General features: G+C 50.8%; 21 protein-coding genes. 3 read left to right on the forward strand and 18 right to left on the reverse strand.

Features of this window, described 5'->3' with window-relative positions; all coding sequences use genetic code 11:
• Nucleotides 1-27 precede the first annotated feature (27 nt).
• Genes B212_RS0119600 through B212_RS0119635 form a run of 8 tightly spaced genes read right to left on the reverse strand, consistent with a single transcriptional unit; the run spans nucleotide 28 to nucleotide 7032 of the window.
• Nucleotides 28-792 carry a VOC family protein gene (locus tag B212_RS0119600; RefSeq protein WP_019912716.1) on the reverse strand — a complete coding sequence of 255 codons (765 nt, stop codon included), beginning with the start codon at nucleotides 790-792 and terminating at the stop codon, nucleotides 28-30.
• Nucleotides 792-1601 carry a pyrroline-5-carboxylate reductase gene (proC, locus tag B212_RS0119605; protein WP_019912718.1) on the reverse strand — a complete coding sequence of 270 codons (810 nt, stop codon included), beginning with the start codon at nucleotides 1599-1601 and terminating at the stop codon, nucleotides 792-794. The genes B212_RS0119600 and proC overlap by 1 nt, the downstream gene beginning before the upstream one ends.
• A 17-nt stretch (nucleotides 1602-1618) precedes the next feature.
• Nucleotides 1619-2449 carry a MetQ/NlpA family ABC transporter substrate-binding protein gene (locus B212_RS0119610; protein ID WP_019912719.1) on the reverse strand — a complete coding sequence of 277 codons (831 nt, stop codon included), beginning with the start codon at nucleotides 2447-2449 and terminating at the stop codon, nucleotides 1619-1621.
• Between the two features lie 12 nt (nucleotides 2450-2461).
• Nucleotides 2462-3481: a uroporphyrinogen decarboxylase family protein gene (locus B212_RS0119615; RefSeq protein WP_019912720.1), complete on the reverse strand. Its 1020-nt coding sequence runs from the start codon at nucleotides 3479-3481 to the stop codon at nucleotides 2462-2464.
• Nucleotides 3482-3511: 30 nt separating this feature from the next.
• Nucleotides 3512-4171, reverse strand: a complete 660-nt coding sequence (locus B212_RS0119620; protein ID WP_019912721.1) for a methionine ABC transporter permease — start codon at nucleotides 4169-4171, stop codon at nucleotides 3512-3514.
• Complete coding sequence (locus B212_RS0119625; protein ID WP_019912722.1) at nucleotides 4146-5189, reverse strand: methionine ABC transporter ATP-binding protein; 1044 nt, start codon at nucleotides 5187-5189, stop codon at nucleotides 4146-4148. Before B212_RS0119625 ends, B212_RS0119620 begins: the two co-directional genes overlap by 26 nt.
• Entirely contained in the window at nucleotides 5182-6348 is a 1167-nt protein-coding gene (locus tag B212_RS0119630) for an amidohydrolase (protein ID WP_019912723.1), read from the reverse strand. Before B212_RS0119630 ends, B212_RS0119625 begins: the two co-directional genes overlap by 8 nt.
• A gap of 21 nt (nucleotides 6349-6369) precedes the next feature.
• Nucleotides 6370-7032, reverse strand: a complete 663-nt coding sequence (locus tag B212_RS0119635; RefSeq protein ID WP_019912724.1) for a GntR family transcriptional regulator — start codon at nucleotides 7030-7032, stop codon at nucleotides 6370-6372.
• Between the two features lie 336 nt (nucleotides 7033-7368).
• On the opposite strand from B212_RS0119635, the gene B212_RS33295 reads away from it, so the two are divergent.
• Nucleotides 7369-10761 carry an S-layer homology domain-containing protein gene (locus tag B212_RS33295; RefSeq protein ID WP_019912725.1) on the forward strand — a complete coding sequence of 1131 codons (3393 nt, stop codon included), beginning with the start codon at nucleotides 7369-7371 and terminating at the stop codon, nucleotides 10759-10761.
• Between the two features lie 491 nt (nucleotides 10762-11252).
• Here the strand turns inward: B212_RS33295 and B212_RS0119650 are convergent, their stop codons facing one another.
• A complete protein-coding gene (locus tag B212_RS0119650) occupies nucleotides 11253-11882 on the reverse strand; it encodes a YfbR-like 5'-deoxynucleotidase (protein ID WP_019912727.1) in 630 nt (209 codons plus the stop codon).
• Nucleotides 11883-12180: 298 nt separating this feature from the next.
• On the opposite strand from B212_RS0119650, the gene B212_RS0119655 reads away from it, so the two are divergent.
• Together B212_RS0119655 and B212_RS0119660 are read left to right on the forward strand one after the other, a co-directional pair.
• The gene (locus B212_RS0119655) at nucleotides 12181-12399 is read left to right on the forward strand and encodes a PspC domain-containing protein (RefSeq protein ID WP_019912729.1); all 219 of its coding nucleotides are present in this window, start codon (nucleotides 12181-12183) and stop codon (nucleotides 12397-12399) included.
• A 241-nt stretch (nucleotides 12400-12640) separates the two neighbouring features.
• Nucleotides 12641-13333: a PspA/IM30 family protein gene (locus tag B212_RS0119660; RefSeq protein WP_019912731.1), complete on the forward strand. Its 693-nt coding sequence runs from the start codon at nucleotides 12641-12643 to the stop codon at nucleotides 13331-13333.
• Nucleotides 13334-13423: 90 nt separating this feature from the next.
• Here B212_RS0119660 and B212_RS0119665 read toward each other — a convergent pair whose 3' ends face one another.
• From B212_RS0119665 to B212_RS0119705, 9 genes are all read right to left on the reverse strand, one after another.
• Nucleotides 13424-14659: a M20 metallopeptidase family protein gene (locus B212_RS0119665; protein WP_019912732.1), complete on the reverse strand. Its 1236-nt coding sequence runs from the start codon at nucleotides 14657-14659 to the stop codon at nucleotides 13424-13426.
• A 7-nt stretch (nucleotides 14660-14666) separates the two neighbouring features.
• Complete coding sequence (locus B212_RS0119670; RefSeq protein ID WP_019912733.1) at nucleotides 14667-16004, reverse strand: LLM class flavin-dependent oxidoreductase; 1338 nt, start codon at nucleotides 16002-16004, stop codon at nucleotides 14667-14669.
• A gap of 228 nt (nucleotides 16005-16232) precedes the next feature.
• The gene (locus B212_RS0119675; protein ID WP_019912734.1) at nucleotides 16233-16709 is read right to left on the reverse strand and encodes a DinB family protein; all 477 of its coding nucleotides are present in this window, start codon (nucleotides 16707-16709) and stop codon (nucleotides 16233-16235) included.
• A complete protein-coding gene (solA, locus tag B212_RS0119680) occupies nucleotides 16709-17887 on the reverse strand; it encodes an N-methyl-L-tryptophan oxidase (protein ID WP_269637018.1) in 1179 nt (392 codons plus the stop codon). Before solA ends, B212_RS0119675 begins: the two co-directional genes overlap by 1 nt.
• Nucleotides 17884-19065 (reverse strand): amidohydrolase, encoded by a 1182-nt coding sequence (locus tag B212_RS0119685; RefSeq protein WP_019912736.1) that lies wholly within the window; start codon nucleotides 19063-19065, stop codon nucleotides 17884-17886. Before B212_RS0119685 ends, solA begins: the two co-directional genes overlap by 4 nt.
• A gap of 5 nt (nucleotides 19066-19070) precedes the next feature.
• Nucleotides 19071-20084: an LLM class flavin-dependent oxidoreductase gene (locus tag B212_RS0119690; protein WP_019912737.1), complete on the reverse strand. Its 1014-nt coding sequence runs from the start codon at nucleotides 20082-20084 to the stop codon at nucleotides 19071-19073.
• 11 nt (nucleotides 20085-20095) lie between these two features.
• Nucleotides 20096-20848 carry an amino acid ABC transporter ATP-binding protein gene (locus B212_RS0119695; protein ID WP_019912738.1) on the reverse strand — a complete coding sequence of 251 codons (753 nt, stop codon included), beginning with the start codon at nucleotides 20846-20848 and terminating at the stop codon, nucleotides 20096-20098.
• A complete protein-coding gene (locus tag B212_RS0119700; protein WP_019912739.1) occupies nucleotides 20845-21555 on the reverse strand; it encodes an amino acid ABC transporter permease in 711 nt (236 codons plus the stop codon). The genes B212_RS0119695 and B212_RS0119700 overlap by 4 nt, the downstream gene beginning before the upstream one ends.
• Nucleotides 21552-22337 (reverse strand): amino acid ABC transporter permease, encoded by a 786-nt coding sequence (locus tag B212_RS0119705; RefSeq protein WP_019912740.1) that lies wholly within the window; start codon nucleotides 22335-22337, stop codon nucleotides 21552-21554. The genes B212_RS0119700 and B212_RS0119705 overlap by 4 nt, the downstream gene beginning before the upstream one ends.
• Between the last annotated feature and the right edge of the window lie 23 nt (nucleotides 22338-22360).

The raw sequence follows: 22360 nt of genomic DNA on the forward strand, positions 1-22360 counted from the left end.
CCTCTTTGTTTTATTAAGATCATTCCCTTATACGAAAACATATTCTCCTTCACCAATATGAATCGTCTTTCCCTTTAATGCTACGGAATCCGTCTCAAAAATGACCTGCTTGAACTGATTATCGTCCCCTTGCACGAAATCAAAGGTCTTATCTCCAATCGTAAGAGTGAAGATATTGACCCCTGACTCTGTAACAGGAAGTCCAAACAGCTCTCCCCAATGTCCGGCGGCGGCGGCAGGATCGGAGACGTGGAATACCGCTCTCACGATTTCAGCAGTTCCCGCAGGATGGGGCTGAATGATTCCTGATGCCGTCAACCGTTCCAATCTCTCCGCATCCGTCCCGTTCCATTGAATGATAAACGGATAGACCAGTCCTTGAAAGCCGCCGTCAATGGTCATCATCCGCCACTCTATTAATCTGCCCTCGTTATCCAGGCGCCTGCCATCAATGATAGGAGATAGTGCTAAACCTGCTGCCTTCAAGGAAGCTTCAATTGCTTCAATATCATCCGTCCGGAGCACCACTCTGCTTAAGACTTCATGCTCTGGAAGAACTGTCACTGCATCCCTCACTACGACGTTGTGCTCAGTTGCTCTCGCTAATTCCAGGTTCTCAATGCCGAGGAACTCAAGATAGGTTAGCCCAAAGTAACTTAAGGCATTATAGGTTCCCCAATCCTTATGAGATCCTCCTCTAAAAGCAACCAAACCAAACTCTCCGAAGATTTCAACCGGCTGATCCAGATCATTGACATAATGTACTAAATGATCCCACTTCAGAGTTGCCATTATTTCTTCACTCCCAGCTCAGTAGTCCGCTTTACGGCTGCAAGAACACTTCTTTGCAGTCCGGCCGCGAAATCACTGTTGTTGAGTTCATACAAGCCGTGAATGCCGACACCACCCGGTGAATTGTTAATATCAAGCAATTGTCTTGGATGCAGGCCTGTTTGCTGCAGCATCACAACCGCTCCCATCACATTCTCCAGCGCTACCTTCCATGCCTGTTCCCGCGGCAGTCCGGCGAGTACACCAGCATCCGCAAAAGATTCAATGAAATAATAGATATAGTTAGGTCCAGCCACACCGAACCCAGTGAAGATATCTATGTAAGACTCATCCAGATATTGTACTTTGCCGAACCCGAGCAGGAAATTCTCCACTTGCTCACGGGCAGCAAATGCATTCAAGGCTACACCGCTATATCCATATCCCGTATCGGTCAACGTATTGGGAATTACCCGGATAATAGGACGTTCAGCTCCAAAATAATTCCCAAGCTGCACAATCGTTACACCCGCCACAATAGATACGACTGCGGCAGCAGGTGAAGCGAATTGTCTAACAATTTGTCCGAGTGCAGTCAAATCATCCTGTGGACGAACTGCAACTACAATCAGCTCTGCTGTAGACAGGCCTTCCTCCTGCGAACTCCCCGTATCTACACTGTACTTTGTATTCAACAACTGAAGACGCGCTTCGTTAATATCCGACACACTGATTTGGTCTGCAGACAGAGTATTATTAGCAATAGATGCACGAATGATCGCTTCAGCCATCTGTCCTCCGCCAATAAAATGAATCCTTTGCTTGGTCACTTAAGCTCACTCCCTACTTAATTATTCTTCCATGCTTCCGGCAGAATGAAGCCGTCATATTTCTCTTGTCCAAGGATGTATTCTTCGAATTCTTTGGATTCATACGCAGCCTTCAAGTCTTTGGCCCACTGGGTATCTTCATCCTTTTTATTAACCGATACGATGATTCTGTGCTGCATCGGCGTATTTTCAATTTTGAGTGCATCCGTAATCTTTCTGTCCGGAGAATTCGCAATGTAATTGCCGTTGACTACACCATAATCAACATCCTGAAGTGAAACCAGAATTTGTGCCGGGTCCAATATTTTAATATCAATTTTATACTTATCCGGCTCCATGCTGTTAATGTTGAAGTCAGCTACACCTGCGCCTTCTTTAATTTTGATCCAGCCCAATTCCTCCAGAATGCGAAGTGCGCGCTCCTGGTTAACCGGATCGTTGGGAACAGCTACGGTTGTACCATCTTTGACATCGTCCAGCGTAGTATGATTTACGGAATAAAGGCCTTGCGGGGCACCCGGCACATAAGCAATTCCAACCATGTCTGCATTGATTTCTTTATTAATTGCCTCCATGTAAGCTGTGCTTTGGAATATACTCGCGTCAATGGAGCCTTCCTTCATCGCCGGATTAACCTGCATGTTTTGCGAGAAGGTTTTAAATTCAACGGTGTAGCCTTTTTTCTCCAGTATCGGTAGAATGGATTGACGGAATTGCTCCTCGTAGGTTCCGACACCGAAGCCAACAGTGATTTTTTTCTTGTCTCCGGAGCTTTCCGCTTCCTTATTGCCGCAAGCCGTGAGCACCGCCAGAACACCTATCATCATCACTAACAATAACTTTTTCATTACCTTCATCTCCTATTCTAATACTATGTTTTTTAGTTGCACTAACGCCTCATCGGTTACATTTAACGGAATTGCACAGTTTGGCGAGAGAATAAACGGCTCGTTCTTCATTAACGCCAACGCTTCTTTTGCCTGCTTTTGAATTTGTTCAATATCATTTACTGCAAACAACTCATGATCAACCCCGCCTACCTTGGTAGCCTTGAGATTTGCCTCTAGTCCCGGATTTCCTTCAGCCACCGTATCCCAGCTAATCCCGTCTATGCGATAATCGTTGAATTTCTCAGGCTGGGAACAGGCTCCGCAGGTGTGAAGGATGTTTTTGCCATAGCTTGCGGCCTCCAGGACAATAGAATCATAGGGTCTGGACAGCTCGTCAAACATCGCCTCATCAAATAATCCCGGATGTGCTGTACCGGTCACCGCATAGAACAAACCATCGGAACCCGCTTGCTGCAGCTCTTGCACATAATCGGCTAAGGTTAATGAAATAACATGTAATGCATGATGCGCTGCCGCCCGATGCTCTCTGAACAATGATTCCAAAGTAACAGGCTGGTCAATGCCAAACACAGTTTTTGTTACATAAGCGGAACGCCCTACGATAAACAGCAGCACCGTTAATGGCGAAAATACCGTTTGGATTAGCGGGGTGTCAGGTAACCCTTGACGGATTTTTCTGACCGCCTCTAAATGCTCCAGCAGGGATGGTGTCCGGGTTGCCTTTTTCACCTCGAGATCCCACAGATGATCGGCCGTAGGAATAACCGTCGTCATCTGTCTGGGAAATACGGTCTGATAATCCTTAAAGTCATACTGATTTCCCCAAGCCTCAGCTAAGTAGGTCGCTCTTGGATTAATTTTGACCCAATCCCAATCATATTTTTTCGTAAAAGAAATCGTTGTTGCCGCCAAATCTTCTGCATTTTGTTCTTTGTCAATAAAATGACGCCATCCGCTGACAATCGGACGATCCGCCCGTTCTCCGGATAATATGGCTCTGAACCGGTCCTGCTTACTCCATTCACTCATCTGTCGGCTCCCTCCATGTATCTGTAATAACTAGTAGCGGCGAATTTTTCTCGCCAGTGTGTTGCCTAAAGATTGAATGCCCTGCACCAAAATAATAAGAATAATGACGGTGGCTACGACTACTACGGTGTCAAACCGCTGGTATCCATATACTATGGCTAAATCTCCAACTCCACCGCCGCCTACCACTCCGGCCATTGCAGTTGCACCTATCAGCCCTATCGTTGCAGTGGTCAACGACAGGATTAATGATCCGACCGCTTCCGGCAATAAAAAATGCCAAATGACCTGGAATGGCGTAGCGCCCATCGACTCAGCGGCTTCAAGAATTCCCGGGTTCACTTCAAGCAGAGAATTCTCTACCAGACGTGCGATATAGGGTGCGATATAGATAATCAGCGGAACGATTGCTGCATTAGTCCCAATTGAAGTATGAACAATTGCCCTTGTTACCGGAATAATAGAAACCAGTAAAATAATAAATGGAAGCGAACGGATAATGTTGATAACCGGATTTAGTACGGTATAAATTGCTTTATTCTCCAAAACACCACCTGGACGAGTGACTACAAGTAATATGCCCAAGGGGATTCCTATAAGAGAACCCACAAAAAGGGATACTCCTACCATTTGAATCGTTTCTATGATTGCCTTGAGAAATTGCTCACTTGTTATTGATGTCGAGAACATAAGACTCCACCTCCTCTACACCGACTTCATGTCTTTTTAACAAATCCAAAGCCTTATCAACCTGTGACCTATCACCGTGAATTTGAATAATCATTGTCCCCAGGGTCGTTTCTTGAATCTCCGTCATATTTGCGAATAAAATATTGAATTTGATATCGCAAGAACGAATCATCTCATACAGAATGGGCTCAGACGCATTTTCTCCAACAAAATTTAGTTTATAGAGCAGATTTCCATGTTTATCCTTGATTGATTTTTGAACGCTGGGGGTCATGCTATTTTGAATAACTGTCTTCACAAAATTTTGCGTGGTTGCATGCTGGGGATGGCCGAATACCTCCAGAACACTTCCTTGCTCAATGATCCGCCCCTCCTCCATCACAGCCACCTTATTGCAAATCTCTTGAATGACAGACATTTCATGTGTAATGATCATCACAGTAATGTTGTATTCGGCATTGATTCTTTTCAACAGTTGTAGAATTGATTGTGTTGTCTGCGGATCTAAGGCGGATGTCGCTTCGTCACACAGAAGGATAGACGGATTCGAGGCAAGCGCTCTGGCAATCCCGACCCGCTGCTTCTGTCCACCAGATAATTCATTCGGGTAGCTTCCAGCTTTATCACTTAATCCAACAAACTCTAGCAGCTCCTGTACCCGCTTGCGGATTTCATTTTTATTCTTTTTCAGCAGAACGAGAGGGATCGCAACATTATCAAATACTTTTTTAGATTCTAGCAGGTTAAAATGTTGAAAAATCATGCCTATACTTTTCTTGGCCGCCCGCAGCTCTTTATCGTTGTAGGTTCCTAAATCACGCCCGGCTACTAAAACCTGTCCCTGCGTCGGTCGTTCCAAATAATTGACTAAACGGATTAATGTGCTTTTCCCCGCACCGCTATAACCGATAACCCCGAATATGTCGCCTTTTTCAACCTTTAAATTGATCCCTTTTAGAGCTTCTATGGTCATCTCTTTCCGGGTGAATGTCTTATGTACATTCTTTAATTCAATCATGTTCATTCCCCTCCTGCAGCTTCGCAAGTGCTTGTTCCGCCAATGAAGCAAAATATTTAGCGGCAGGCAGTATGGCAGCCTCATCAACGTCGAAACGAGGGTGATGCAAAGCATAAGCCGGCCCTGATCCGATATTTACAAAAGCACCCGGTATCTTCTGTAGATAGTAGGAGAAATCTTCGCCTCCCATTTGCGGCGGGATATCTTGCACATCATATCCGGCATCGCTGGCGACCTCTTTGGCAAAGTCAGTCCATTCTCCGTGATTAATAGTTGCCGGCGGGCCCGGATACCAATGCAATTGCGCCTCTGCCCCGGCTCCTGCGGCAATCCCTTCGATGATTCTAGTCATTTGGTTGGGAATATGGCGGCGAATCTCTTCATTGTAGGTCCGAACCGTACCTTCTAATTCAACCTTTTCCGGCAATACATTCCATGTGAAGCCCCCATTAATTCTGGTAACACTTAACACGACCGGCTCTAATGCATTATTTTGACGGCTTACGATGGTTTGCAGCATTGTTATCATTTGCGCCGCAGCCACAATGGTATCCACACCCTTCTCCGGAGTAGCAGCGTGAGCGCCAACACCTTTTACAGTAATTTCAAACCGGTCTACACCTGCCGTTAAAGCTCCCGTTCTCGTTCCAAAAGCTCCCGTAGGCAAATCCGGTGAATTATGCAAACCAAATATGGCAGCTACATCCTTGAGACCTCCTGATGCCAATACACTTTCCGCTCCGTGTCCTGTTTCCTCCGCCGGCTGGAACAATACTCTAACCCTTCCCGGCAATTCACTTTCACGAGTCTTCAACAAGAGTGCCGCACCTAAAATGACAGCGGTATGAAAGTCATGACCACATGCATGCATTTTCCCTGGAATCTCCGATGCAAAAGGCAATGCCGTCTGTTCTTCGATAGGAAGTGCATCAATATCACAGCGGATGGCCACAACAGGCCCGTTACCTTGACCGATCTCTGCGATAAGTCCGGTTTCTAAAGGGAGGTCCAGAATATGTATATTGGCAGTTGTCAGCCATTCCCGCAGCTTCTCTGTTGTTCTGAACTCTTCATATGCCAGCTCTGGTTCCCGGTGCAGGTTTCTTCGAACCTCTATTAATTGACTAGCTAAAGCTTGATCAATCTCATGTGGATTCATTGCTGAAATGCTCCCCTTTCGTCATGGTTCTTCAATCTCTTTGATTTGCTCAAGCGCAGTAGATAGACTGCTTAGAATATGATCCCGCATTGCTTTCTCGGCACCGTCTTCATTCTTGTCAGCGATCATCTGCAGAATATAGTTATGTTCTTCATCCGCCTGTGTGTTCCAATTCCCGTGCAACGAGACATAGCGACAGTAGCGAAGCGAATGATCTCTTAATTGATTCAGAACCTTCTCAAATGTTGTGAGTTCACTTATTTCAGATAAATAATCGTGGAACTCAAAACCATAGGATACAAAATCCTGTTTGTCGCCTAGCTGAAAGGAATGTTTTAATTTTTCCATCATCGTCGTTAATTTGTGAATATCTTTTTCTGTAGCATTCTTAGCTGCACTTCTCGCAATGTAGCCTTCAAGCATGCTGCGAATCAGAAAAACCTCTTCAACCTCTTTGGTCGTTATTGAGGCTACCCGCAACCTTCCATTCGGCTGACGAACGAGAAAATCCTCATTCTCCAGCCTCTGAATAGCCTCTCTTAGCGGAGTGCGGCTGACCCCGAGCAATGCCGCTAAATTTTCTTCATTTACCGCCTGATTAGGCGCTAGTTCACTATCAATAATTTTTTGCTTTAACGCATCATATGTATTATCCTTTGACAATCTCCGTGACCGTATCACCATACCTATACTGCTCCTCATCGGCAATTTGTGGGGTACCCACTAAAAATATTTGTATAATTGTATACAATTATTAATTTAAAATTGTAATAGATTGAATAGACGATTATTTTAGACCTGCTTCTCTGCTGTTCAAGCTTTTTTCATACTATAATCCTATTATTCCAACTAGTCAAGTGTGTTTTATAGGTGAATCGAGTAAAGATAGCTGAAGACGTTGCCTTCCCGGAATTCAGAAAACTTTAAAATAAAATTTTAGAATCTAATCTTTTATATTCCACCTTCCGATATATCTCTCTAAAGCTTGTGCCTTATACTTCATGATTACCCTACAAGGAGATGACCACACTGAGAAAAAACAAGATTTCCTCCAAGCTTTATGTACTTCCATTAATCGCTGCACTGCTTGTCAATCTGACAGGTATCACGTCCCCGGCCTCTGCAGCCGCCGAACCGGATTTGCTTCACAAAGCATATATCACGAGCTTCAATTTCGGTGTAGTAGACGTAGTCGACCTAACCACAAACACGGTTGAAAAGGCGAAAATTCACGTGGGTACGAATCCCAATAGTGCCGGGTTCAATCCAACGGGCAAGCAGATTTTTGTTACGAACCGGGGAAGCAACAGCGTCTCGATCATCGACCCGGCCACGGATACTGTCATTAGCACCCTCCCGGTTGGCTTAGCCCCACACGGTGTGGCCTTTAATACGGATGGCAGCAAAGCTTATGTTGCCAACCAAGGCGGCGGGTCGATCTCTGTCATTGATACAGGGTCCTTAACGGTAACGAACACAATCCCTGTTCCCGGAAGTCCGACGGCGATGGTGGTGATTGGCAACACCTTGTTTGTTACTGCCCAGGGCGGCAGCCAGGTCAAGATTGTAGATCTTATCCATGAGGAGCTTGTCGGCGACATAACCGTTGGAAATAGACCTTATGGGCTCTCCGTCAATGCTGCAGGTACCAAAATCTATACGGCCAATCAGGGCAGCAATTCGGTATCAGTTATTGATGTTGCGAGCCGCAGCGTCGAAGCGTCGATTCCGGTAGGCGACAACCCAAGCGCTACAGAGGTCAGCCGGGACGGAAGCCGTGTTTATGTAGCAAACACCTTTTCCAACAATATATCTGTTATTGATACTGCTACGCACACTGTAATCAATACTGTTCCCGTCGGCTCAAATCCTTACGTAATTGGATTATCCTCGGACGGTAAAAATGTATATACGATCAACTATGGAAGCAATTCAATGAGTGTCATTGATACAGACACCATGACCGTGACTGCTTCCCCTGGACTCAGCAGCGGTCCGTTTATGGTCGGAACTTTTATGGTTTCCACCGCTGCAGCCGCGAACCCGATACCAGCACAGGTAGCCAAACCGGAGGCATCCCCTGCCTCGGGAGCAGTTCCTGCCGGAACCGGGATTTCCTTATCTTCAACAACGCCAGGTGCAACTATCTACTATACAACGGATGGCAGTATACCTACTGTCAGCAGTACCGTGTATAGCAACCCTATCATTGTAACGCAGGCGATGACGCTTCAAGCTATTGCCGTCAAGAACAATATGCAAGACAGCGAGGTTATGAGCGAAACCTATACACTTACCGCCCCGAAGAACAGCACGATCAACCCGGATGCGGTAAGCTTTGACAAACGCGGTGATGCCGAGGCCGATATCATCACCACATTGACGCTTAACGATAACACTTTGACCAGTATTCATAATGCCGATGAGCCGCTGCTGCCGGGCACAGATTATACCGTCGATGGAGATACGGTCACGATCTCCAAAGCCTATCTGGCGAAGCAGGCAGTTGGCACTACGCAATTAACCTTTACTTTCAATGCGGGTGCAGTGCAGACATTGGTGATTACAGTCGTCGATACTACACCTCCAAAGGTCCTTGGAGCACCAGTACTTGAATCTGCCGTGCCTGGCAACGCCAAGGTGCAATTGACCTGGAGTCCGGTGGAAGGCTCAACCGGATATAAGGTATACCAAAGTGTCAGTTCCGACACGTATGGTACAGAACTGAATACGGTTCAAGCTTCCGTATATACCTATAATGCAACCGGACTCACGAACGGAACCACTTATTATTATGTAGTCAAGGCCGTCAATTCAGCCGGAGACAGCTTGGCCTCCAATCAGGCAAGCGCCACACCGGCCACCGTTCCGGGCGCGCCGTCAGAAGTTAGCGCAGTCGCCGGAAACGGACAAGCCACCATTACCTTTGCCTCGCCTGCAGACAACGGCGGAAGTCCGATTACCGGATTTGAGGTCAGCTCGTCCGCTGGCGGCTTCAAGGCCAGCTCGGTCATGAGTCCGGTCACCATTACGGGATTGCAGAACGGAACAGTCTATACGTTCACGGTTAAAGCCATTAACGCCGTAGGCAGCAGCATTGATTCCGCTCCTTCCAATTCAGTAACACCGGCAGCTCCAGTCACTGCGCCAGCTCCAACAGCGGCCGCAGCAGACCCAGGCGCCTCTGTACTGATTAACGGAAAGATCCAGAGTATCGGGCAAATCACATTGAAGCAGATTAATAATCAAGCTGCCGCCATACTCTCAGTGAACGAAGCCAAGCTTGAAGAGCAATTGAACACTGCCGGTCCGGGAGCAGTTATTACGTTTCCATTCACGCAAACTGCCGGTATCCTCATTGGTGAGCTGAACGGCAGAATAGTAAAAAATCTGGAGCAGCACCAGGCTGTAATCAAGATCCAAACACCACAGGCTTCGTATACTTTGCCCGCACAGCAGATCCAAATGGACAACATTGCGAATCAGTTATGGCAAACAGCAGAACTACAGAACGTCAAAGTGCAGATTCAAATCTCCACACCTGCACCGGATCAGATGAAGATCATTGATAATGCCGCTGCTGCAGGGAATTTTACAATCGCTGCTGCTCCACTGGATTTTACCATCCATGCGACAAGCGGAGACCGGACAGTGGAAGTGAATTCATTCAATTCCTATGTTGAGAGAACAATCCAGCTTGCAGGCGGCGTGGATACGAGCAAGATTACCACTGCGCTTGTTATTGAAGCAGACGGTTCTGTGCGCCATGTTCCGACGAAGATTGAGAACAATAACGGCGTGCTTTACGCGAAGATCAACAGCCGCACCAACAGCACCTATGCTGTGGTCTACCATCCGGTATCCTTCGCAGATGTAGCAAACCACTGGTCGCAGGATGTGGTCAATGACCTTGGCTCACGGATGGTTATCAATGGAGTTGACGGTACCGCATTTTATCCTAATCAGGATATGACACGCGCCGAATTTGCCGCTACTCTGGTAAGAGCGCTTGGACTCAAGCTGCAGGACGGAGCTGCTTCCTTCACGGATGTACAGTCCTCTGCGTGGTATCACGATGAGATTCTGACCGCTGCCAAGTACAACCTGGTTCAGGGCTACGAGGATCACTCTTTCCGTCCGCTGGACAAGGTTACACGGGAACAGGCCATGACCATGATCGCTAAGGCGATGGCCTTGACTCCAGCCATTGCGCAAAGCACAGACGTTTCGCTGAGCTCGTTCAGAGATGCGGATCAGGTGTCCGCCTGGGCGGCCGCCAGTGTCAATGGTTCTCTGAAGGCAGGGATTGTCACTGGCAGAAGCCAGGACATTCTGGCACCGAAAGCCAGCGTAACCCGGGCAGAGGTTGCCGCAATGATTCACCGCTTCCTGCAAAAGTCTGACCTGATTTAATTTCTCCGCACAAAGACTCCCAACCGCCGGGCAGACGGTCTGGGAGTCTTTGATTTACGGGCATTTCCGCTCTACATTGTCAGCCTTCAATAATCTCAACTTCATCTTTGCCTTTGCGGTGTGCTTGATAGGAATCGGCATACAAGTGGTACACAGGTCTCATGTACAGCTTGCCGAGTACAAAATACAATATGGCCAGTACGATCAGGAAACCATACGCTTGCTGTGAAGCTGATCAACCCGCGGCACACTAGGTTCTCCGTGTATTATTGGGGGGGATTTTCTTCGGGGTGATCGCTCAAGCGACGGAATCGGTCATGCTCATCATTCCGCTTCATATCGCTTTTAACGGTTCAGCCGCATTTTATGCCAAGTTGAAACGGCTGCGCCGTCCTTAAAAGAACGGTATCCGTTTCAGCGAGAAATATAAGGATGATTTATGGCGTAAAACATATAAAGCTTATATTTCAAAAAAAGAAGAGTTCCCGCTCCTACAAAGCAAGCGCCTCTTCCGTAATTTGTCTGAGATCAATTGGAGAAAGGGTTTCTTCATTCACCATATCCGGCAGAATCTCCGCCAGAAAGTACTCGACGCATTTTAACTTAATGTTCTTGATCTTGATCAGGGCATTGCGGTACATTACCACAAATTCCTTCTCCGTATTCCCTCTTTGCAGCTCTGCAAAAGCCTCATACACCTGGTCCATCTTGTCGGCAACCTCCAGAATCAGCCCTTCAACGGTATCATCCTTACCCTCCCGTAGTTGGTTGTAGAAGATGCTTTTGAACTCCTCGGGAATATGCTCCTTAATGAAATTGTCGATCATTCCCTCTTCCACCTGCTGGATCAGCGAGCGGAGCTGCAGTGAAGAGTGCTTGACCGGAGTTTTGATATCGCCGATAAAAATCTCACCGTAATCGTGGCTGCTCGTAATCTCATAGAGCTTCTTCCAGTCGATCACCGCGCCGTTTTTCTCCTCAATGTCCGCCAGAGTCTTCGCATATTGCACGACTTTCCAGGAATGGGCCGCTACGCTGTGCTCCTCGAATTTGAATTTGCCCGGACAACGGATAATGCGCTCCAGCCCGTTCAGAGAACGGAAATATTGATGAATCCCCATGCCAGTCCTCCCTTGTCTTGATGTTGATATGCTCTGGTACTGTATAGTATAGGCCGACATTGTAAATTTCAAATAAACGGGCTGACCGGTTGTGTTAAAAAAAGAAAGCCCCCTTACAGGTATATATTGGTACGTTCCCCGTCTTACTGCGGAAGCCATCCCCGACTTTAGTCGGGATGAAAGAACAGTCCTCAGGCCGTTTTGCAGCATCCCTGATAGCTTTACAATAAACACATAGACAACGGCAAAGACGAACTGCTGCTAAGGGTTAACCCATATGAGAGGAAGAGATGAAATTATGAAAAAATTGTACCGTTCCGTAAGCGATAAAAGAATCAGCGGCATCTGCGGAGGTTTGGCCCGTTACCTGAATATCGACACTACCATTATCAGATTGCTGGTTGTCGCCGCTGCCCTGTTCAGCTTCGGCACTGTAGCATTCCTGTATATTCTGGCCAGTATCCTGGTTCCTAAAGAGTCGTACAACAGCTACCCTGAAGGCTACGAGTATTACTAATCGTTGTATAAACTTTAAAAAATCATAAAAGGGCAAGAGTACGGAGGGGAAGTTTGGAACTGTAGGAGCGTTAGCATCCGCCTGAGAGCTTTCCGTAGGAAAGCTGGCAGCGTAAGCATGGGCTGTCTGCGGATTTCAACCGCGAACAGCGGCCGGAAGTCCAAACATTCCCCGCAGTTACGACGAGACCCTAATATGAAACCTAAAGTTACTAATACCTATTAAAAAAGGAGAAATGAACATGAGTATCTTTCAAAGAATTACAACCTTGACCAAAGCGGCAATCCATGAAGGCCTGAATAAATTGGAGGACCCGGTGCTGCTGACCGGACAATATCTGCGGGATCTGGAAGGAAAGATAGCCGATGCCGAAAGCAAGCAGCGTGAGTTCACAGCAGCAGCAAGCGTCCTGGAGCGGCGTATCTACGAATATCAGGTGCTGGCGGAGCGGAGCGAAGCTGAAGCCGTGCAAGCGATGAGTGAAAACAATGAGCCTGCAGCCAGAGCAGCGGTTATGGCAAAAATCCGTTACACTGAGAGCCTCCAGGAATGCAATAAAGGCCTGGAAGAAACCCGCGAAGCCCTTGTGGTGCTGGAGGGCAACCTCCTGAATGCCAAAGAAGAGCATAAGCGGCTTAAAGCCAAAAGAGCTGAGCTGGCGGAACGTGCCCGCAAAGCGGCGGAGCTGACAAAACAATCGTCCGCAAGCGGCGGTTATAAAGCAAAAACCGGATATCCCGGACAAATCTTGAATCCCGGTGCCGCCACACGCGGCTTCGAACGGATGGAAGATAAAATCAATGAATGGGAGGCGCAAGCGGAGAGCACCCATCATTACTCCGCCGCAGCCGCCGAGTCTCCGCTGAACAGCGCGGTTGAGGCAGAGCTTGAACGGCTCCGCAGCCGGAAGCCGGGCGACCATAAACAAAACTGAAGGATTCAATCCTTAGAGAAAAAAAGGAACTTCCCCTGTATTTTCATGGGGCAGGTTCCTTTTTTGATGTACAGCTATTCTTCAAGCTCTTCAAGCCTCATGCAAAGCCAGCCTTACTAAAAGACGCGCGCCATGTACCAGTACAGCTTCGTCAATATTGAAGTTTGGCTGGTGGATGGCATGGGTAATTCCCATCTCCTCATTGCCACAGCCGATAAAAGCAAAAGCGCCAGGAACACGATCCAGGTACCAGCCAAAATCCTCACCGGCCAAACTGGGTTGATTCAGTACATGTACCTGATCATCACCCAACACCTCGCGCGCCGCCCTGATCACCCGCTGCACAGCGGCTTTATCATTAAGTACGGAAATCCCCTCGCGCAGCTCCAGCTTCCAGCTTCCGCCTGAAGCAGCAGATATCGCTGCTGCCTGGCGTTTCAATCCTTCGGTGATTCCGTCAACGGTTGATTTGGAGAATGCTCTGAATGTCCCTGTCAGAACACTGCTTTCTGCGATAACATTAATGGCAGTCCCGGCGTTGAGTGTACCAAACGCCAGCACCGCCGCTTCGGATGGATCAATTTGGTTCGCCATCAGAGCATTGGTCTCGGTTATGAATCGGGCGGCCATCTGAATTGCATCTACCGACCGGTGCGGAGCGCTATGATGTCCGGCGGTCCCTCGTAATTCCAGCGTGAAATGGCTGGAGGCTGCCATTGCATAGTGCGGATGAACGCCAAGCGTGCCGACCGGCAGCTCCGGCATTACATGCAGCGCATAAGCATAATCCACTCCCTCCAGAATTCCATCCTCAATCATATCGCGCCCGCCTGAGAGCAGCCTTCCATCCAGCGGACTTTGGACCGCTCCTTCTTCGGCGGGCTGGAAAATAAAGATCACCTTCCCCGGCAACTGATGCCGATATTCAGCCAGGGTCTTTGCTGCTCCCAGCAGCATGGCGGTATGGGCATCATGACCGCATGCATGCATAACTCCAGCGTTCAGCGACCTATACGACACCTCATTCTGCTCCGTAATCGGCAGAGCATCCATATCCGCCCGCAGCAGAATGGTCGGCCCGTCTCCCGCCGTTCCTTCAAGAGTACCGGCGACACCCATCCCGAAATGTTTGCCAACATTCCGCCGCACGGCAATCCCCCAACTCTCCAGAAGTTCGGCAACCATGCTGGAGGTACGGGCAACATCGTACAGGAGCTCAGGGTGGAGATGAAGATCACGGCGGATGGCAACCATTTCATCCTCAAGCAATCCGGTGGATCTCATCATTCCGGCAATATTCGGTTTTCGGAGCTTGGCGTGTCCCACGATGCCGTTACACCTGTGCCGCAGGCTCCGAAGCCTTCAAATAGCGATTCTCCGGTATAGGGAGACCGAGATTGCCCCGCAGGGTATCACTCTCATATTCGGTACGGAACAGCCCCCGCTCCTGCAGGATAGGCACAACGCGGTCCACGAATTCCTCCAGCCCGTTCGGAACGGCGGCTCCCAGCATAAAGCCATCTGCCGCTCCGCCCTCGAACCAGGCCTGAAGCTGATCGGCCACCTGCTCCGGTGTACCGATGAAGCTGCTTCGCGGAGTGGCAGATTGCAGCGCGACCTCGCGCAGGGTCAAGCCCTTCTCTTTGGCATCCTTTTTGATTTTATCCGTGCCGCTCTGGAAGCTGTTTCGGCCCAAATCGCCTAGCTCGGGGAACAGCTCATCCAGCGGGTATTGCGAGAAATCATGATGCTCGAAGAATCTTCCCAGATAGTTCAGCGCGTTCTCAATTGTCACCAGCCCGGCAATCTCCTGGTATTTGCGCTCCGCCTCCTCCGGCGTGTCCCCAAGGATAGGGGCAATTCCGGGGAAGATCAAGACCTCGTCAGGATTACGTCCGAACGAAGCTACGCGGGCTTTAACATCTCTGTAGAACTCCTGCGCTTCTTCGAGCGTTTCTTGTCCGGTAAAGATGGCATTGGCTTCCTTCGCGGCGTAATTCTTGCCCACCTCCGAAGAGCCTGCCTGGAAAATAACCGGCTGCCCCTGCTTCGAACGGGCGATATTCAGCGGCCCTTTAACCGAGAAGAACTCGCCTTCGTGGTTCAACGTGTGTAATTTTTCCGGGTCAAAAAAGACGCCCGTCTCCTTGTCGCGGACAAACGCATCATCCTCCCACGAATCCCACAAGCCGCGCGCCACCTCCAAATATTCGGCCGCAATCCGGTACCGCTTGCCGTGATCGGGATGCTCCTTCTTGCTGTAATTCGATGCTGAGCCTTCCAGCGGCGAAGTCACCACGTTCCAGCCTGCCCGTCCGCCGCTGATAACATCCAGCGATCCAAATTGTCGCGCTACGGTAAAAGGCTCGCTATAGGAGGTGGACAAGGTGCCTACCAGGCCGATTTTGCTGCTGACTCCCGCAAGTGCACTAAGAATGGTCAGCGGCTCGAAGCGGTTCAGGAAATGAGGAATGGATTTCTCATTAATGTACAAGCCGTCTGCGATGAAGATCAGGTCCAGCTTGCCTTCTTCAGCCTTCTGCACCCATTGCTTGTAAAGCTCAAAGTTCACGCTGGCATCCGGCTTGGCATCCGGGTGCCGCCACATCGACGTGCCGCCTCCAACCCCGTGCAGCAGCGCCCCCAGCTTCAGTTGTTTTGGCTTGGTCATGTTATGTTCCTCCTTAAAAGTTTTGTGAACTATAGATTTTCATATTGGCGTCTGGTCGTAACTGCGGGGAATGTTTGGACTTCCGGCCGCTGCCCATCTTCAAATTTCTTAATTTATATCGCTCTTAGCGGATGAAACTTGAAGACAAAGGCGGACGCGTTCGCTCCTACAGTTCCAAACTTCCCCTCCGTTACTTTTGCCGCTTTTTAATTTTTTTTAGTTCTATGGTTAACTTAGTGGCACCGCGGCCGCCCCCTGCTTGATCCGCTCGATCTGGCCCAGATGGGTCTGCACATGCGCTATAAAGCTGCGGACAATATCCGTAATGCTGACGGTTTCCCCTTTGAAGTTAATGCCGCTTTTCTTCCATTGTTCATCGCTCAGCCGTCCAAACAGCAGACTATTATAATGAAGCAGACTGCGGAACAGCTCCAGGCTGTCAGCCGCATTCCCCTGATTCGCGTGCTGCCCGCTAACCCAGGCATCCTGGTTGAAAGCCGGAAGCTGCACCTTGGTATCCGCCAGAATATCCCGGATGCGGAACGAAACCACGATGCTGTGATCGGCCAGATGGGCCAGCACCTCGGTTACACTCCAGCTCGCCGGTGCCGCTTTCCACCTAAGCTGTTCCTCCGTCAAGCCCTCTACCGCCTGTATCAATTGCTGATGAGTATTCAGATAGTCCCCGATCTGCACACTGCTCATTAGATCCCCTCCAATGTAAGTCCCGCTTGTGCTTGACCCGGCGGCGTGTCAAAGCGGGCCAAAGAAAATGGCCGGATATTCTGTCCGGTCCGTCCGGTTGTCGCCAAATCCGCCAATATTTCGCCTACAGCGCTGGAAAACTTGAATCCGTGTCCCGAGAATCCCCCGGCCAGCAGCACGTTCGCATGAACGGGATGGCGGTCAATAATGAAATCCTCATCGGGCGTATGCTCATATTTGCAGACTGCCCCTTTGAGCAGCCGGCCGGCAGCGCCAGGCATATAGGCTTCCAGCACACGGCGAAGATCGCCTTCGTCACTCTCCTCGCTGCCGAAAGGCAGCAGCGGATCGCCCGGCTTCCATTCCAGACCCGTGTCATGACGGCCAATCTTCAGACCTGCCCCGCCAATGCTGGGAAATCCGTAATATCCGCCTTCCCCGGCACCAAGCGTAAAGCCGGGAAAGCTTCCGGCATTGAAATCCGGCGTGCTCTGAAACCAGCCAACCACCTTGCGGACCGCCTTAATCGGCAGGGTAATAAAGGGCGATAACGTCCCAAACCAGGCACCGGCACTAAGAATAGCAGCGGCTGCGTGATAATCGCCATTCCGGGTATGGACGGTGACGCTTCCTCCCCGGGCAGTCACATTCTGCACGGCTGTATTCGGAAGCAGCTCTGCGCCGTGTGCCAGAGCAAGCTGCCGGTACACCCCGATGCATTTCTCGCTGTAGAGATATCCGGCATCCGGCTCGTACATCGCCTCGAAGCGGTCCGGGATGCTTAGCCCCGGCCAGCGGTAGCGGATTTCCGCCGCATCCAGCGGCTCGACCCTTACCTTCCGCTTCTCCGCCTCCGCAAGGCGGCCGCTGAAGGAATATACACTACTGTCCGCCAGATTCAGCACGCCTGAGCGTACAAGCAGTTCCGTTCCACTGTGCTCTTCAGCTTCCTTCCACAGAGCATCGGCCCGGAGGGCCAGATCAATGTAAGCGGGATCACCGCTGTAGGCATGCCTGATCAGCCGGGACTCCCCGTGATGGCTTCCCTGTGTATGCGGCGGGTCAAACGAATCAATGAGCAGCGTTGTGACACCGCGCCGGGCAAGCTGATATCCGGCACTCATGCCCATGGACCCGGCGCCAACGATAATAACGTCATAATTCCGGTGAACGGCTATGCTCCTGCACCTCCTTCGGAAGAGAAATGTTCGAGCACACGCACAGCGAGGCCGGTGAAGAAAGCGGACGCTACCGGCAGCGCCGACTCATCCAGCTCGAAAGCGGGGTGATGCCACTCCCGGCTGCCGGCAGTACCCATGAATACAAACAGTCCGGGAACTACCCGCTGATAAAAAGCAAAATCCTCACCAGCCGGTGAAGGCACCGGCTTCACGGAAGTGTAGCCCAGCACCGCCGATGTCTCCTCCCCAAGCTGGGCCAGCAACGCATCATTGATGACCGGAGGCGGTCCGCCAATCCAGCGCACGCGGGCTTCTGCTCCGAAGGCGGCGGCAACGCCGGCCGCCACCTGCTCGAAGCGCTTCAGCACCGTGCTGCGCACCGCTTCATCGAAGGAACGGATTGTGCCCTCCAGCACCGCTGTATCGGGAATGATATTCCACGAATTTCCGCTGTGTATCTGCGTGACACTGATTACTGCGCTATGCAGTGCGCTGACATTGCGGCTGACGATGCTTTGCAGCGCAGCTACAATATGTGAAGCCGCCACGATAGGGTCCACGCTTGTCTCCGGCACCGCCGCGTGGGAGCCGGACCCTTTTATCTCCACGGCAAAACCGTCTGCGGCAGCCATTAACGGACCACTCTTGATCCCGATTGTCCCTACCGGCAGCTCGGGCTTATTGTGCATCCCGATCACCGCGCGGACGCCTTCCAGCGCACCGCTGTCTATGACCTGCTGCGCGCCTTTCGCCTTTTCCTCGGCTGGCTGGAACAGAAACCTTACCGTCCCTTTTAATTGACTCTCCTGCTGCTTCAACTGATAGACAGCCCCGAGCAAGGCCGCCGTATGGAAGTCATGTCCGCAGGCATGCATTTTGCCGGGATACAGCGAAGCATAGGGCAGTCCGGTTTCCTCCTGAATCGGCAGCGCATCAATGTCGGCCCGCAGGGCAATCACCGGTCCACCCTGCAATCCGCCCACCTCTGCAATAACCCCCGTCTTCAGCCCGTAGTCAACAATTGTCACACCAGCCTCCTCCAGCAGAGAAATGAGGTATTTCGTCGTTTCATATTCTTCATTGGAAAGCTCAGGGTGCCGGTGCAAATGACGGCGGATGTCAATTAATGTCTCACTTAGCGCCTCCGCGCCGGATTTCAGCGTTGTATTCGTCATAACCGCTATGCCTCCGCAGGCACTTCGGCAAGTGCTTCGTTCAGCAGCTCAAAGGACCGGACCCGCTTCTCAAACGGCTGCACATTGGTTGTCACGATAAGCTCTTCAACACCGGAAGCCGTGGCTAACGCCAAAAGCTGCTCGCGGACCGATTCCTTTGTGCCTTTGGTAATCTCCGGCTCCCGCTCTTCCAGCGTGTAGTCTTCCTTGCTCTGCCGGGTGAATTCCTCGGCCTGCTCGCGGGTTGCCACCGTCAGCGTTTTGCCGCTGGCAAGATGAATCCGGATCAGCTTGTGCGCTCCGGCCAGCTCCCGGGCCTCCTCTTCCGATTCGGCTGCCAGCACGGCAAGTGCAAGAATCGCATGCGGCTCCTTGCCCTGCGAAGTGTCAAATTTGCTCCGGTAGACGCGAATCGCTTCCACAGCCACCGCCTGGTCTCCGCCGATGAACAAAGAGAACACGTACGGCAGCCCCAGCCCGGCAGCAATTTCGGCGCTGGCTACACTGGCGCCAAGCACATAAAGCTCAGGCGGAGTACCCGGAATCGGTCCCGCCTTCAATCCGAACAGCGGATGCTCCTCCTCCAGCTTGTTATGAACATATTTCTCAAGCTCAATAATTTTGTCCGTCAAAGTGGCCGCTTCTTCTCCCTGCCGCAGCGCCTGCGTGCTCCGGGGCAGCCCTCCGGGTGCGCGGCCGACCCCCAGATCCACACGGCCAGGAGCCAGCGAAGCCAGCACGTTGAAATTTTCCGCTACCTTATAAGGACTGTAGTGCTGGAGCATAATGCCGCCGGAGCCGATTCGGATGCGCTCTGTTTTTGCCAGCAGATGCGAGATCAGCACCTCCGGGGAGGAGCCGGCCACCTGCTCGGAGTCATGATGCTCCGAAACCCAGAACCGGCGGAAGCCCAGCCGCTCGGATAACTGCGCCAGCTTGATTGTATGCTGAAAGGCTTCCTCCGGCGTTTCTCCGGGATAGATTGGACTTTGATCCAGTACACTTATTGTAATTGCCATAAGGTTGCCTCCTAAATGGAATAGTTCAGCTCCGGCGTGATCCGCTTCAGAAACTGCTTCGTTCTTTCTTCCCGCGGATGGTTGAACACCTCGACAGGCGTCCCCTCCTCGACAATAACTCCGCCATCCATGAACACCACATGATTCGCCACATCGCGGGCAAAACCCATTTCATGCGTGACTACAATCATCGTAATGCCTTCCTTGGCGATTTTACGGATTACGGCCAGCACCTCCCCGACCAGCTCCGGGTCCAGCGCCGACGTAGGCTCATCGAACAAAATCACTTCCGGCTCCAGCGCCAAAGCGCGGGCGATGCCGACACGCTGCTGCTGGCCCCCGGACAACTGGCTCGGATACGCATCCAGCTTGGCTCCAAGCCCAACCTTCTCCAGCAGCGCCACACTTTTGCTCCGCGCTTCCTCCTTCGGAAGCTTTTTCACAACAACCAGCCCTTCCATCACATTCTCCAGTGCTGTCTTGTGCCGGAACAGATTGTACTGCTGGAAGACCATCGCTGTTTTTTGCCGCAACTGATGGATCTCCTTCTTCCTTGCATGCCGGCAGTCCACCTTGAAATCACCGATGGTTATCTCTCCGCCGCTGGGCTTCTCCAGGTAATTTACAGAGCGCAGCAGCGTTGTTTTGCCTGAGCCGCTGGGTCCGAGAATGACGACCACCTCGCCTTTGGTAACAGTTAGATCAATATTGTTCAGCACCTGATGGCGTCCGAAGGACTTGGAAAGATGCTCAATCTTAATCATACGACTCCACCTCGATTGTATAGATTGATCCGCTTCTCGATCAGGGCGGTTGCCCGTTCAATCAGAAACGTTAAGCCCCAGAAGATAAGGGCTGCCGCCAGATATGCCTCAAAAAACTTCCAGTTCGTCGAGGCCACAATCTGCGCCTGGGCGTTGATTTCCACTACCGATACGGTAAAAGCAAGCGTCGATCCATGCAGCATGCCGATGACCGAATTGGACAGATTGGGCAAGCTCGCCGCCAGGGCTTGGGGGAATACAATACGCCGCAGCGCCTGGGGCGTGGTCATGCCTACGGAATGGGCAGCTTCGATTTGACCGCGGTCCACAGCCAGCAGACCGGAGCGGACCACCTCGGACATATACGCCCCTGCCGTAATCGAGAATGAAATATAAGCGAAGCCGATCATTGGAATGGATACCGCTCTGAAGCCCCATCCAAAATAAACCGCCAATCCGTCAATAATCATCGGAAGCCCGAAATAGATCAGCAGCAAATGAGTGAGCATCGGCGTACCCCGGATAAACGTGACATACCCTACAGCCAGGGGATACAGGAACGGGACCTTGTAAATCCGGATGAGAGCCACGACGGTCCCGATGATGAATCCGGCCAGCACAGAGACAATCGTAATATACAGTGTCGTCGGAATTGCGGTCAGAATTTGCAGAAATGCCGTCCATATAAATGAAGGGTCCAGCTTCATAATCCGCTTCCTCCTTTACCCTGTCCCAGCTCTGCAATGATCCTCCGGGAAGAACTGTTTTTTTGCAGTCTGAACATTTTTTTCACAGGATTGCTGCTGTCCTCATGCCGCAGGAGGCGCCGTTCGGCCACCAGCAGCAGCTTCTCAATGGTATAGCTGATCACCAGATAAATAAGAGCAAGCGCAATGTATGTTTCGATAAAATGCTGGCTGATGCTGCCCAGTGTCTGCGCCTTCCCCGTCATTTCCATCACGCCCAGGGTAAACGCGAGCGAAGTATCCTTCAGCAGCGCAATCACCAGATTGGAGAATACAGGAACCGCGATCCCCAGCGCCTGCGGCAGCACAATCCGCGAAAATGCCTGATAGGACGTCATTCCCGACGCATACGCCGCCTCAACCTGCCCTCTGTCCACAGCCGTTACCGAAGCGCGGATCATTTCAGACATAAAGGCTCCGCTGTGCAGCCCGTAAGTCAGAATCACAAAGATCAGCACCGGCGTCCGCGTCACATCCAGATGAACCAGCTTTAATATTTCAGGCAGACCGTAGTAGAACAAGAACAACTGGATTAGAATCGGTGTCCCCCGGAAAAAAGAGATATAAATCTCCGCGCAGGTCTTCAGGACCGGTACCTTATACAGGCGGGGAAGGGCAATGAGAAATCCGACAAGGATACCTACGAGCAGCGAGCAGGCGACAATCAGAAGTGTGGTGCTTAGCGTACTCAGCAGCTTGGGCAAAAATGAGAATATATAGCTGATATCAAATGGCGCGCCCATACCGCACCCCCTTCCCCCTATTT

Origin of the sequence: Paenibacillus sp. HW567 (assembly GCF_000374185.1) — a bacterium.
Taxonomy (GTDB): domain Bacteria; phylum Bacillota; class Bacilli; order Paenibacillales; family Paenibacillaceae; genus Paenibacillus_AQ.

What these genes read in the sequence shown, in the direction of transcription:
- B212_RS0119695 (WP_019912738.1), bottom strand. Translation starts at nt 20,848, where the DNA reads ATGATTAAGATTGAGCATCTTTCCAAGTCCTTCGGACGCCATCAGGTG.
- B212_RS0119660 (WP_019912731.1), top strand. Translation starts at nt 12,641, where the DNA reads ATGAGTATCTTTCAAAGAATTACAACCTTGACCAAAGCGGCAATCCAT.
- B212_RS0119700 (WP_019912739.1), bottom strand. Translation starts at nt 21,555, where the DNA reads ATGAAGCTGGACCCTTCATTTATATGGACGGCATTTCTGCAAATTCTG.
- B212_RS0119600 (WP_019912716.1), bottom strand. Translation starts at nt 792, where the DNA reads ATGGCAACTCTGAAGTGGGATCATTTAGTACATTATGTCAATGATCTG.
- B212_RS0119655 (WP_019912729.1), top strand. Translation starts at nt 12,181, where the DNA reads ATGAAAAAATTGTACCGTTCCGTAAGCGATAAAAGAATCAGCGGCATC.
- B212_RS0119685 (WP_019912736.1), bottom strand. Translation starts at nt 19,065, where the DNA reads ATGACGAATACAACGCTGAAATCCGGCGCGGAGGCGCTAAGTGAGACA.
- B212_RS0119610 (WP_019912719.1), bottom strand. Translation starts at nt 2,449, where the DNA reads ATGAAAAAGTTATTGTTAGTGATGATGATAGGTGTTCTGGCGGTGCTC.
- B212_RS0119625 (WP_019912722.1), bottom strand. Translation starts at nt 5,189, where the DNA reads ATGATTGAATTAAAGAATGTACATAAGACATTCACCCGGAAAGAGATG.
- B212_RS0119670 (WP_019912733.1), bottom strand. Translation starts at nt 16,004, where the DNA reads ATGACCAAGCCAAAACAACTGAAGCTGGGGGCGCTGCTGCACGGGGTT.
- B212_RS0119705 (WP_019912740.1), bottom strand. Translation starts at nt 22,337, where the DNA reads ATGGGCGCGCCATTTGATATCAGCTATATATTCTCATTTTTGCCCAAG.
- B212_RS0119630 (WP_019912723.1), bottom strand. Translation starts at nt 6,348, where the DNA reads ATGAATCCACATGAGATTGATCAAGCTTTAGCTAGTCAATTAATAGAG.
- B212_RS0119635 (WP_019912724.1), bottom strand. Translation starts at nt 7,032, where the DNA reads ATGGTGATACGGTCACGGAGATTGTCAAAGGATAATACATATGATGCG.
- B212_RS0119675 (WP_019912734.1), bottom strand. Translation starts at nt 16,709, where the DNA reads ATGAGCAGTGTGCAGATCGGGGACTATCTGAATACTCATCAGCAATTG.
- B212_RS0119615 (WP_019912720.1), bottom strand. Translation starts at nt 3,481, where the DNA reads ATGAGTGAATGGAGTAAGCAGGACCGGTTCAGAGCCATATTATCCGGA.
- B212_RS0119690 (WP_019912737.1), bottom strand. Translation starts at nt 20,084, where the DNA reads ATGGCAATTACAATAAGTGTACTGGATCAAAGTCCAATCTATCCCGGA.
- B212_RS0119650 (WP_019912727.1), bottom strand. Translation starts at nt 11,882, where the DNA reads ATGGGGATTCATCAATATTTCCGTTCTCTGAACGGGCTGGAGCGCATT.
- B212_RS0119620 (WP_019912721.1), bottom strand. Translation starts at nt 4,171, where the DNA reads ATGTTCTCGACATCAATAACAAGTGAGCAATTTCTCAAGGCAATCATA.
- B212_RS33295 (WP_019912725.1), top strand. Translation starts at nt 7,369, where the DNA reads ATGACCACACTGAGAAAAAACAAGATTTCCTCCAAGCTTTATGTACTT.